The organism is Butyrivibrio sp. VCB2001, assembly GCF_000423965.1.
Classification (GTDB): domain Bacteria; phylum Bacillota; class Clostridia; order Lachnospirales; family Lachnospiraceae; genus Butyrivibrio.
The window spans coordinates 16,044-28,903 of sequence record NZ_AUIZ01000003.1; the positions used below are offsets into that span (position 1 = coordinate 16,044).

The following is a 12,860-nucleotide window of genomic DNA, read 5'->3' on the forward strand; positions in this document are numbered from 1 at the left end:
CGTCAAAAGTTCATTGCTGCGATATAGTCCTCATCAAATCCGTCCGTGGTTGCCAGTTCGGTTACCCGGGCGCTTTCGGTTATGAGGTCAAGTTTCGCTGTAGCATCGGTTTCTTTCTCCCACCCTGAGAGGACACATGCCGTATACTGCGCAGCGCCTTTAAGTGCAGAGTTTCCGATTGCTACTATCTTACCATCAAATTCCCTTGGAAACATACGTAATTCTTCTACATTTTCTGGTGATATTTTACTTCCAAATCCTCCGGAAACATAGACCTTATCGGGAATATCTCCGTTTAAAAGAGTCTTTGCGCCGGTGTAAATCGCAGCCTTTGCCAGCTGAACGTTTCTGATATCCTGCTGTGTAAACCTTATCATGCCGTCTTCGGTCAGCGGAAAGCCCTCGTCGAAGTACTCATCTGTTAAAAGACCTGTCTCATCTGCGATGTGATTTTTGACAAGTTCGGAGGTTATCTCCATTACGCCGGTTCCGCAGATGCCGATGGGTTCTGCATCGCCGATGGTATGGATGGTTACATGGTGATCTGTTTTATCTATTGTTATGTGGTCGATGGCGCCGGGGATTGACGCCGTTCCGCAGCTGATGCCACCTGCCTCAAATACAGGCCCTGCGGCGGCTGAAGTGACCCTTAGCTTCTCTCCGTCGTAGAAAGCCATCTCACCGTTGGTTCCAAGATCAAGGAAAAAGAACTTTTCCTCATCGGTAAGTTCTAGGGTGAAGAGTCCGGCTACGATGTCGGCACCGACAAATGCTGATATTCCTGGAAGAATTGTCAGGCCGATGTCCGGGATGTTATCAAGGATTATGTCAGAGAGCATCCACTCTTTTTCGAGATGCTCTGCTATGTACGGGTAACTGCCAAGGCTTTTAGGATCATTGCCGGCAAGGAGGTAGAGCATGGTTGTGTTACCTGTTATGGTTATGGCTTTTAGTTCCGGGTTTATGCCGGTATAGGTGATGTTTCCGGCTGTTGCAAGCTCTTTTATCAGATTCTCTATGTCTGTGACTACGCACTTGCGAAGAGCTTCTCTTGTCTCTTCGTCCTCCGCAGCTGAAATTCTTGATATTACGTCACCTCCGTAGCGCCGCTGGGAATTGATGCAGCTGGCGGTCTGAAGGACCTTGTAGCCGGGATTGTCCGAAGTGGCTGATACCAGGGCTGCGGCTATGGTGGTTGTGCCGAGATCGATGGCGATGCCATAAGATCTTGCCGTTTCACCATCATGGCCTGTTGGCTTGCCTGGCTTATCGGAAGAGTTTACCGACTCATCACTTAAAGTCAGCGCAGATATATCCTGCTCCTGCGAACTTTTTAGAAGCTCTATCTCGCAATCTTCATAGACCACAGTTCTGCAGAGTATCCTTATTCCGGCTTCCGTCTCTTCATCCGTCAGGAACTTCTCCTCGAAACTGCCGGGAATAGGTGCGCCTTTCAGGAACTTGATCCTGCACTTTCCGCACCTTCCTGCACCTCCGCAAGGAAGCGAGTACACGCATCCTGCCCTGTCGAGGATGGCTTTTAGGCGCTCACCCTTTGTACCAGTTACTGAGAGCTGTTTTCCATATTCATTTATGGTCACCGAAATCTCTTTTGCCTTCATATACACTAAGTGTAGTAACTGTGGCTTTTAGAGTCAATGGGGACGGTTCTCTTTGACTCCTTTTGAGCCCCAGGGACGGAGTCAGTGGCTCATTTTCATCTGGAACACGGAAATATGCATCACAAAATAGGATATATCACCCTATTGATTGGAACCGATTTTTCAAAAGCATCACAAAAATTTTTATATGACAAACTAGATGGAAATCACAAAAGATTTTCGAGGGTCGGGGAAAAAAATTTGATGCCTAAGGTTTTTCCTGCATCACAACTACCGGACTACGGATGTCGTGTGATGTAATTCCTCAGTGAGGCAAAATCCCTTTTTGAAATTTCCAACTATTTTTTGCATAGAAGATAGTTGTGGGGTGATCGATATACAGTTTCCAACCAAGACTTATAAAATTGACCTGATGTGATGCTTCTTAGTAGTCTTTTACCAGCGCTCCAGGCCCTCAGTCGGAAGCAGCTCCCCTAAAAATGGTCCCTTACCTCCGTCCCAGGGGGTCAAAAATGAGCCCTTGACTCCGTCCCTAGGGATCAAAAATGAGCCACTGACTCCGTCCCGGGGGCTCATTTAGGGGGGGCGAAATTGTCACAAAACAATGGCATTTTCAGCTTAAATGTGAGAAAATATAAGGTAACCGAGTAGATTAATTCGGAAATAAAAAATGGCTTTTTAGTATGAAAGGAGATAGTTATGGGGCTTATTTCAGCAGCACTCTCAGCAGGCGGAAGCGTACTCTCTGATTCCTGGAGAGATTATTTCTATTGTGATTCACTCACTTCTGATGTGCTTCTAACAAAAGGTAAGAAGAAACAGGGCAAGGGCAATGAGAACATCATCTCTAACGGATCAATCGTTGCTGTTAACGAAGGTCAGTGCATGATCCTGGTTGATCAGGGACAGATTACTGAAATCTGTGCTGAGGCAGGCGAATTCGTATACGACACTTCAACAGAGCCATCTATTTTCTATGGCGATCTTGGAGAGAACATCGTTAACTCCTTTAAGGAATTCTATAAGAGACTTAGCTTTGCAGGTGGCACAGCTAAGGATCAGAGAGTTTATTACATCAATACAAAAGACATCATCGGCAACAAGTACGGAACAGTAAATCCCGTTCCTTTCCGCGTAGTTGACACTAACGTAGGACTTGATATGGATATCGATATCCGCTGCCACGGTGAGTACAGCTATAAGATCATTGATCCTGTTCTTTTCTACAAGAACATCGTCGGCAACGTAACTGATGAGTTCAGAAGAGACAAGATCGAATCTCAGCTCAAGAGCGAGCTCCTTACAGCTCTTCAGCCTACATTTGCAAAGATCTCAGAGATGGGAATCCGTTACAGCGCACTTCCCGGACACACAACAGAGATTGCAGACGTTCTCAACACAGTTCTTTCAAAGAAGTGGACAGAGACCTACGGTATCAAGATTTCTTCCTTCGGTATCAGCTCAGTTAATGCTTCCGAGGAAGATGAAAAGACAATCAAAGAGCTCCAGAGAGCCGGCGCTCTTAAGAATCCTAATATGGCAGCTGCTACTCTTGCAAGTGCTCAGGCACAGGCTATGCAGGATGCAGCTAAGAACACTGCAACAGGTCCTATGATGGCATTTGCAGGAATGAACATGGCTCAGCAGGCAGGCGGAATGAACGCACAGTCACTCTATGCAATGGGTGCTCAGCAGGCTCAGCCTCAGGCTGCTCCTCAGATGGCTGCTACTTCTGCAGGTTCATGGACATGTTCTTGCGGAAACGTAAATACAGGTAACTTCTGCCCTAACTGTGGCGCCAAGAAGCCTGATGCCGGCTGGACATGCTCATGTGGCACTGTAAACTCAGGCAACTTCTGCACACAGTGTGGTTCACCAAGACCTAACTAATTTTATTATTCAGAGGAAATCATGGCTTTACACGAATATGAATGCCCCGCCTGTGGCGGGGCAATGGAATTTAATCCGAAGACCCAGAAGATCAAATGCCCCTTCTGTGATTCGGAATTTGATGTAAAGGACTATATAGCCAATCACAACTCAGACTCAGCCGGAGAATCAGCGGATGATTATGTTACAAATCCCGCCGAAGGCGAAGCAGACTCATCTCAGCCGATGTTCATCTACCGCTGCGGATCCTGTAGCGGCGAAATTCTGGCCACAGAGTCGCTTGGCTCCATGAAATGTCCTTTCTGCAGTAACAACGTCGTTGTAAAAGAGAAGTTCACAGGAAAGTTCACCCCCGACTACATCATTCCCTTTGAAAAGACAAAGGAAGATGCCATCGAGGCTTATAAAGGTTACGTAAAATCCAAGAAGCTCCTGCCAAAAGTATTCTTTGATCAGAATCACATCGACGAGATCAAAGGTATCTATGTGCCCTTCTGGCTCTTTGACGCAACCCAGAACTACAGCGCTTCCTTTGATGCCACCAAGGTCAGGACCTGGAGCGATCATAACTATCACTACACAGAGACCAGCCACTACGATATTACAAGGGTGGGATCCGAGCGCTTTGAAAAAGTTCCTGTTGACGGCTCCAAAGAGATGCCTGATGACCTTATGGAATCACTTGAACCCTTCGACCAGTCCAAGATGGTTCCCTTCAACATGGGTTATCTAGCAGGATTTCTCGCCAACAAATACAACGTCTGCGCCGATGAAGACCAGGGTAGGGCGCTGAGCAGGATGCACTCCTCCGCCATTACCGACTTCAGAAATACCATTTCAGGTTACTCAACGCTACACGCAAGGAGCGAACAGTGCACTCCATCCAATGAGTCCAGCAAGTATGCTCTTTATCCGGTTTATATCCTCAATACTTCCTGGAACGGAGGCAATTACCTCTTTGCCATGAACGGACAGAGCGGTAAGTTTGTGGGAAATCTCCCATTTTCTTTATCGAGAGCACTCATGTACTACTTCCCTATTGCCGGCGTGATTGCAGCTATAGCCTTCGGCCTTTTCTGCATGTTTGCATAATGTAACCTTCAGGACAAATCATGAATAAAAAGACACATTTAAAAATCTATCTATCCAGAATAATATTGGCTTTGCTCCTCCTTACACTGCTGTTACCGGTTAAGGTTCTGGCAGCCGATAAGCTCTGGGATAGCAATACAATACCTTCAAGTCGCCAAAAGCCAAGACTTGTTGACAACGCAGATCTCCTTACGGATTCACAGGAGCAGGCGCTGCTTGCAAGGCTTGACGAGACCAGTCAGAAATGGAGCTGCAACATCGTTTTGCTGACGGTTGATTCCCACGATGGAGACATCCAGGCTTACGCAGATGACTATTTCGAATACAACGGTTTCGGCGCTGATTACAATGAAAGCGGTATTCTCTTTATGCTCAGCATGTACGACAGAGAATGGGCCATCAGTACCAGCGGCAGTGCGATAAACACCTTCACGGACTACGGTCAGGCCTACATGGAAAACGCCATGATGGATGACCTGCGAAATGGCGACTACAACGGTGCATTTACAACTTATGTCAAGGAATGTGACAAGCTCCTCGAAGAGGCTTCCAAGGGTACACCTTATGATGTGTATTCCAAACCCATTCGCACAGCTTCTGACTATATGAGCTTTGGCCTATACAGTGTTATCATCGGACTTTTACTGGGTCTTGCCCCGATCCTTAAGATGAAATCAGACTTAAAGACCGTCAAGATGAAACCCGGTGCCGGTGGTTATCAGGCAGGCTCACCAACTCTCAGAGTTTGCGAGGACAGATTCATTAATAAGACCCTTCACAGAACTCCAATATCCCACGACAACAACTCTTCAGGTCGTGGCAGCTCATTTGGAGGCGGAAGTTCAGTCCACACATCCAGTTCCGGACATACTCACGGAGGAAGTCACGGACACTTCTAAAGCAGGAGGATTACCCGGTGGCAATGACTGTGAAGATCCGCACAGCTTTGTTGTCAGTAATGGCAGTACTTCTGGTTACTGTTTTTCTGCTGTTTCTTGGCACACACAAGTACGATACTCCATTACAGAATAAAATAGTTCAGCTGGATTCCGGCTGGACTATTTCTCGTGGAGATGAGGTCTGGCAGCCTGATAATATCACCAAGACCAGCCTTGGAACGCTTAATGCAGGCGACGTATTAAAACTTTCCACCACTCTTCCAAACGAACAGATTTCTCCTGCAGCTCTTTCTTTCAGATCAATCCTTTCTTCAGTAGAAGTATTTTTAGACGGCGAGCCCATCTATTCTTTCGGAACAGATTACATCGCCAAGGGCAAAATGGCCCCAAAGAACGAGAACTTCGTACAGCTCCCGGATGATTATCAGGGAAAAGAGCTGACGATCATTCTTACTGCCAGCGACAAAGATGCCTTTTCCGGCTTATCCCCTATAAAAATCGGCATTTATAACGACATAAAAAATACCATGGTCCAGGGCAACCGTCTTCCCATGGTTATTGGTGTATATCTCTGCCATCTGGGCTTTTTGCTCATTGTCATGGCTCCATTTTTGGCATTTTCAAGATATCACGACCTGAGTATTATCTTCAGCGGCTTAACATCACTGCTCATCGGAATCTATATACTCAGCTTTAACGATGTTTTCTGGTATCTTGCGGACAATCCTCCCTTTTATACCTTTGCCGAATACATCACGCTATACCTCATTCCCGCTGCCATCATGGGCTTTATTGTTGCAACTGGCCAGTCAAGCTTTAAACACACTGCCAAGGTTCTGCTGGCAATAAATATCTTATTCGGATTAACTACAGCAATCCTTCACTTTACCAACATCGTACACATTTGCGATTTTGTAACAACGCTCCATATCCTTGCTCTTACAGAGGGCATATTTGTAATATTCTCTCTCATACATACAGTTATCAAAGCATCTAACGATAATGATGCCGACATTGTTCGCGCAAGAATAGTCTCTACTCAGATCCTTATCATAGGTCTGATTTTCTTCGTATTCTGTGCTCTGGTAGATATCGTGGCCTACAACATTTTGAAGTTTGTCGCCATAGGCCAGGCCAAGGTTGAGATCACCTTCACCACAGTTGGTGCCTTGGTTTTCATCATGAGCCTTCTTCTTAACTTCTTCTTCCACTGCATAGAATTCATCAACGAATCCACTATAAAGACGCAGCTTGAAGGCCTTGCTTACAGTGATGCCTTAACAGGTATCTCCAACAGATCCCGCTGTGAACAGACTCTGGCAGAGCTGTCCGGCGACTACACCATTATAAGCATGGACCTCGATTACCTTAAATACACCAATGACAATTATGGCCACGACATGGGAGACAAGCTCCTTAGCGGCTTTTCGGAAATACTTCAGAACAGCTTCACCGACGCCTCACTCATCGGAAGAATGGGCGGTGACGAGTTTATCGTCATTCTCCCGTTTATTGACGAGGAAAGAACCCAGAGAGATCTGGCATGCTTTGCCGATCAGATGGAACACAGAAATTCCGGCAGCACAACCCTTAGATTCTCCGCTTCCTGGGGCTATGCTTCCAGCAGGGATAAAGAATTAAAATCCGGCTCACCGGCACAGAAGGTATATCTTCTTGCCGATAAGCGCATGTATGCCATGAAAAACCAGCATCACAGGCAGACCCTCGGAAGGCTCTATGATGACCTTCTTGGCAAGATGCTGGAAAAGGGAGGTGACAGCGATGAATAAAAAACACATCCTCCCCATTATCTGTGCTCTGATATTAGCTGCACTCGTAGATATTTTCATCAGTACCTGCATGAAGTTTACTGCAGAATACCCCATGGCTGAGCTTGACGAGGGCTGGGTCATTACAGTAAACGGTATTGAAAATAAAGACATTCCTCTCACCCGCTTTATGTCCATCACCAACGGCCATCTTGAGAGAGGCGATAACATCGTAATGTACACGACACTACCGGATCTGGGCGATATCCCATTTCCCGTAATACTGTTCAAGAGCAGATACACGACCCTTACCGCCTTTCTCGACAGCAGGGAAATCTTCGATTTCGGATCAGACATTTACAAAGAAAAAAAATTCCTAGGTAAGACCTACCATTTCATAACGCTCCCCACTGATTATGCGGGAAAAGAGCTAAAGTTCATCATGAAAGTAAGTGAGCAGGGCGCCTTTAAGGACCTTAATCCACCTATGCTCGGAAGCCAGCCCGATGTCGAGGGAGATTTCATCCACAGGCATCTGCCCATAATCGCAACCGGCATGTTCCTGATGGTATTTGGTCTTTCCTTCCTTTGCATCACAATGTTTTTTGTAAGCTCAGTACCGGACATCAGATCCTTCCTAATAGGTTCCATCTTTTGTATGAACCTGTCAGCATGGATCATGTCCTACTACAGCATACTCTCGCCCTTTGTTTACACCAGATTTGAGACAGAGGTTGAGTTTTTCACCATGTACCTTATTGTGCCTTATTGCTATCTTTTCCTGTATCTGATACAGAAAATTGAGAACAAGAAGCTTTATCTTACAGCTGCTCTTTTGACCACAGGCGTAACCATTGCCCAGTATGTCCTTCACTATATCTTCGGAATCCATATGAAAGTTACGCTGCCGATCTATCACGCAGCAGGCGCATTCGGATTTGGAGTGATAACCTATTATCTCATTAGGAATATCCGCAAAAGAGATATCTCCGAATCCGATATGATACAGATGTTTGGAATGTTTATCTTTGCACTGGCACAGCTGATACATCTTATTATTTATTACATGGCCAATTACCACTATATGCCAAATGCCAGCTTCCTCAGCATTGCAACCATTGATGCCGGATGTCTTGTGTTTGTTGTCTGCCAGCTTGCCAACTATCTTGTGTTTATCACAGGTGCTTATGCCCAAAGGCAGGAACATGCTTCTCTTTCGCACCTGGCTTATGCAGACGGTCTTACCAATCTGCCCAACAGAGCAAAGGCAGACAAGAAGATGGAGGATCTTGATAAGACAAATCTCGATTACTGTATTATCTCCGTTGACTTAAACGGCCTTAAGTACGTCAACGACAAGTTCGGACATCCTTCAGGAGATAAATACATAACAGACTTCGCAAAGGTTCTTATTACAACCTTCGATGAGACCGGGTTCTGCGCAAGGATCGGCGGAGATGAATTCCTGGTCATCCTGGAAGATTCAACAGAAAAAGACGTCGATGCACTGCTTGGAAGAATGAACAGCGCTCTAAACGTAATGAACGCCATATACTCCGAGTATCACAGGAGTGTTGCTACGGGCTACGCCTTCAGGCATGAATGTGCAGAAAACGCCACATCTCATGAAGTATATCTGCTTGCAGATCAGAGAATGTATGAGCTAAAACGCAAGATGCATGAGGAACTAGGAATACATAACAGACTATAACGACAAACATAAAAAAGCTCCGCTGTCACAAAACAGCGGAGCTTTTAATTTATCATTATTTAAATCTTCATTGCGATGTCCCATGCACCCCAGATAGCTGAACGGATATTTCCAACCTTCTGGCAATCGCCGAGGAGGTGTACGTTCTTAGCTGCCTGAAGGAGTGGAATAGGATGATATCCAACTGACATGATAACATTGTCAGCCGGAAGAGTAATTGTTCTTCCATCCTTGAGGTTAACATCAACACTCTTTTCGTTGATCTGCTTAACACCTGCATTGAGATATACAGGAACATTGTTGGTCTTGAAGCAGTCACGAAGGTAACTTGTGTTAGCAAGGCACATGTTCTTAACTGCAATAAGGTCATCCTTCATCTCAACGATCTGAGGGTTCTTGCCCTTTCTGAACAGGTCAAGAGCGATCTCACAGCCTGTAAGACCTCCGCCGATGATAACAACATCTTTTCCTACGCTCTTCTTACCAAGGAGGTAATCTGTAGCATCCATAGCATACTCTGCTGCTCCGGGAATCGGAATCTTGTTGGCCTCAGCGCCTGTTGCGATGATGTACTCGTCAGCTGACGGCAGTGAATCAGGTCTTACTTCATAGTTGAAGTGGATCTTAACACCGAGCTTCTTAAGCTGATGTTTCTGCCATGCGATGAGCTGTTTATCCTTCTCCTTGAACTCAGGAGCTGCAGCTGCGATGAATACACCGCCAAGCTCACTGGTCTTCTCATAGATCTCAGGCTCATGTCCGCGAAGAGCAAGGATTCTTGCTGCTTCCATACCACCTACACCGCCGCCGATGATGGCAACCTTCTTAGGTGAATCGGTAGGTTTAACTCTGTATTTCTTAGACTGCATGCTGCGAGGGTTAACCGCGCACTTACACATTCCTGCAGACTCTGAAAGATCCTGATCATTGGCTGTTCCGTTGTGTTTGGTAAGGTTAAAGCATGCTGAATGACAGCAGATACATGGACGGATCTCCTCCTCCATGCCTCTCTTAAGCTTGGATACCCACTTGGGATCAGCAAGGAACTGTCTTCCGACAGCCATGGCATCGATGCCGCCCTCTCTGATGGCTGCTGCTCCAACATCGGGTTCCATCTTACCTGCACATACAACAGGAATATCAACGAACTTCTTGATGTGCTCAACATCCGCGAGGTTACAGTTCTGAGGCATGTACTGCGGTGGATGTGCCCAGTACCAGGCATCATAGGTTCCGTTGTCACAGTTGAGCATGTCGTAGCCTGCATCCTGAAGGTACTTAGCCGCCTTCTCAGACTCTTCCATATCTCTTCCGATCTCTTCGAAGTCCTCACCCGGCATAGCTCCGTACTGGAATGCCTTGGTCATGGACCTTACGGAATATCTAAGAGAAACCGGGAAGTCATCCCCACATTTCTTCTTGATCTCTTTTACAATCTCTACTGCGAAACGATAGCGATTCTCAAAAGATCCGCCGTAGTCGTCAGTACGCTTGTTGGTGTACTTAAGTGTGAACTGGTCAAGGAGGTATCCCTCGTGAACAGCATGCACTTCAACACCGTCAACTCCTGCTTCCTTACACAGTCTTGCTGTCTCTCCGAAAGCATAGATGATGTCTTTGATCTCTTTTTCTGTGATGGCACGTGTTGTTACGTCGTCAGCCCAGCGGTTAGGAAGAACTGAAGGCGCTGCTGTAAGATACTCTGCATCGATATAAGGCTTAGCAATTGTGTTGAGAGCCTTATTCTTGGCAAGAAGCGCAAGCGGAGCTGTAAGAGCAAAAGACCTGCCGAATCCGGCCGTCATCTGCACAAACATCTTAGCTCCCGTAGCATGGAGCTCATCCATGAAGTCAGCCAGTTCACTGAATTTGCGCTTGTTCTGATACAGCCATTTTCCGCCGAGCATGTCTTTTACCGGAGCGATACCGGGAATAACAAGTCCGCAGTCGTGCTTGGCAATCTTTAAAAGAAGCCTTGCTGCCTCTTTGTCGAAATGACTTCCGCCTGGTTCCATCCAACCGAAGATACATGTGCCACCCATGGGCGCCAGTACAATCCTGTTCTTGATCTCAAGATTGCCGATCTTCCATGGGGTGAACAGTGATTCATATTCCTGTTTCATTTAGGCAATTCCTTTCGTTTATTTTTTATTCTTCCCAAGATGCAGCTCGCGCATGCCCTCGACCTCATCACAAACCGGCTTCATGCTGCAGTGACCACAGTCCGTTGGCAGTCCGTCGAGAATGTGAGTAAGAGTCTTGGTGATGGCATCCACCTTGTCTGCATTTGGCAAAAGAGCTTCCACCAGCTCTTTTTCTGTGATGAAAATAACCCTGACTTTCTTTACCTGCTCGAGCTCCTTGTATTTGGAAATATAAGCTGCTCCCACGCCGGCAAAGTTTATTCCCTTCTTCAGGGCACTCTTTGCGATGCGAACCTGCTCCTGATTGCTCTGGGAAGACACCCTTACCATGTAGCCTTCAGGGAAAACATGGTATCTTACGAACTCAAGATTTCTGATGGCCTGGAACGCCTTCTCCTGGTCCTCATCTTCTCCGAGGTCACCCGTCTCAAGGATCACAATCCTGGCAAAGGCTGTAGGGCCGTTTATCTCCGATATGTCTTTTCCGTAAACGACGATCTCATCATCAGCTATCTTCCCTGAGGTTGTGACACAGGTGTAGTTAACCGAAGGAAGTCCTACTGATCCAAGCTCAAGAGCAGCATCTCTCTGCATGATGAACTCAGTGTTATCAAGACACTTCCAGCCAGGTACCTTTTCATAGGAAAAGACCTTTCCCTGTGCCTTCTCAAGTTCTCTTGCTGTCACATCGATCAAATTATCATATAACTTCATAAACCTTCTCCGATCAGAACTTAATGTCCGCTTTCTTGCGGTCGAAAATCTTGTTTACCTGTGTATAGGCCCAGGCCATGAGCTTCTGATCAAGGTTCCAGAAATAGATCACAAAGAGTATTCCTGTGACAATGGTAAGAATTTTTATTATTTTCAGAATGATCTTTATAGTCTTACTCATCCCTAATAAGTCCTTTCACTTATTACTTAGCAAGGCCTTTCTGTCTTGCATACTCAGCAGCTCCAAGTGCTCCCATAAGCTGAGGATCGATAGAAAGATCAACAACCTTGAGTTTAAGTACCTGCTCGATGGCAGCCTTAAGTCCGGCATTCTTAGCGCATCCGCCTGTAAGTGTGATGGAATCTGTAGCGCCTGCCTTCTTGGACATTACAAAGCATCTCTTGGCAACAGCCATCTCGATACCTGCAGCGATCTCATCCATAGGCTTTCCTTCACCAACAAGGGTGATAACCTCAGACTCAGCGAAAACTGTGCACTGAGCTGTGATAGGAATAACGTTTTTAGCTGAGAGTGAGAGATTTGAGAACTGCTCAAGACTCATCTCGAAAGAACGAGCCATAGCCTCGAAGAAACGTCCTGTTCCTGCTGCGCACTTATCGTTCATAGCGAAGTTCTTAACTGTTCCGTCTGTATCGATTGAAATACCCTTAACGTCCTGTCCACCGATATCGATGATAGCCTTAACTGAAGGGTTAGTAACATGTACACCCATAGCGTGGCATGAGATCTCGGAAATGTTCTCATCAGCAAAAGGAACCTTGTTACGTCCGTATCCTGTACCGATGAGGTACTCAAGATCCTTGGAACTATTAAGTCCCTCAACCTGATCGATTACTTCCTTCATGGCAATCTCTGCAGACTCCTGAGCAATGATCTTGCTCTTTACAGTTGTTCCTGCAACCATCTTGCCTGTCTCGTCAACAATTACAGCCTTTGTATATGTTGATCCTACGTCACATCCACCGAAATATTTCATTTAAAAAATCCCTCCTAAGAA

The 12,860-nt window shown here is 46.1% G+C and carries 10 protein-coding genes; 5 read left to right on the plus strand and 5 right to left on the minus strand.

From position 1 onward, the window contains the following. Positions 1-2: 2 nt before the first annotated feature. Positions 3-1,601, minus strand: coding sequence for an ASKHA domain-containing protein (locus tag G589_RS18920; RefSeq protein WP_051192187.1), 1,599 nt, complete (start codon positions 1,599-1,601; stop codon positions 3-5). A gap of 720 nt (positions 1,602-2,321) precedes the next feature. Between G589_RS18920 and G589_RS0104810 the strand changes: the two genes are divergently transcribed. The 5 genes from G589_RS0104810 to G589_RS0104830 are packed head-to-tail and all read left to right on the plus strand — an operon-like array spanning position 2,322 to position 8,983. After that, positions 2,322-3,512 (plus strand): SPFH domain-containing protein, encoded by a 1,191-nt coding sequence (locus G589_RS0104810; RefSeq protein WP_026521283.1) that lies wholly within the window; start codon positions 2,322-2,324, stop codon positions 3,510-3,512. A gap of 21 nt (positions 3,513-3,533) precedes the next feature. Then, positions 3,534-4,604, plus strand: coding sequence for a hypothetical protein (locus G589_RS0104815; protein WP_035775424.1), 1,071 nt, complete (start codon positions 3,534-3,536; stop codon positions 4,602-4,604). 20 nt (positions 4,605-4,624) lie between these two features. Then, entirely contained in the window at positions 4,625-5,503 is an 879-nt protein-coding gene (locus G589_RS0104820; RefSeq protein WP_035775427.1) for a TPM domain-containing protein, read from the plus strand. Between the two features lie 23 nt (positions 5,504-5,526). Then, entirely contained in the window at positions 5,527-7,293 is a 1,767-nt protein-coding gene (locus G589_RS0104825; protein ID WP_242826424.1) for a GGDEF domain-containing protein, read from the plus strand. After that, positions 7,286-8,983: a GGDEF domain-containing protein gene (locus tag G589_RS0104830; RefSeq protein ID WP_026521287.1), complete on the plus strand. Its 1,698-nt coding sequence runs from the start codon at positions 7,286-7,288 to the stop codon at positions 8,981-8,983. Before G589_RS0104825 ends, G589_RS0104830 begins: the two co-directional genes overlap by 8 nt. A gap of 59 nt (positions 8,984-9,042) precedes the next feature. On the opposite strand, the gene G589_RS0104835 is transcribed toward G589_RS0104830, so the two are convergent. Genes G589_RS0104835 through G589_RS0104850 form a run of 4 tightly spaced genes read right to left on the minus strand, consistent with a single transcriptional unit; the run spans position 9,043 to position 12,839 of the window. Next, positions 9,043-11,106 carry an oxidoreductase gene (locus G589_RS0104835; protein WP_026521288.1) on the minus strand — a complete coding sequence of 688 codons (2,064 nt, stop codon included), beginning with the start codon at positions 11,104-11,106 and terminating at the stop codon, positions 9,043-9,045. An 18-nt stretch (positions 11,107-11,124) separates the two neighbouring features. Further along, positions 11,125-11,841, minus strand: a complete 717-nt coding sequence (locus tag G589_RS18925; protein ID WP_051192189.1) for a hypothetical protein — start codon at positions 11,839-11,841, stop codon at positions 11,125-11,127. 13 nt (positions 11,842-11,854) lie between these two features. Beyond that, a complete protein-coding gene (locus G589_RS21845; protein WP_155832497.1) occupies positions 11,855-12,022 on the minus strand; it encodes a hypothetical protein in 168 nt (55 codons plus the stop codon). A 22-nt stretch (positions 12,023-12,044) separates the two neighbouring features. Continuing rightward, positions 12,045-12,839 (minus strand): acyl-CoA dehydratase activase, encoded by a 795-nt coding sequence (locus tag G589_RS0104850; RefSeq protein WP_022767783.1) that lies wholly within the window; start codon positions 12,837-12,839, stop codon positions 12,045-12,047. Positions 12,840-12,860 lie beyond the last annotated feature (21 nt).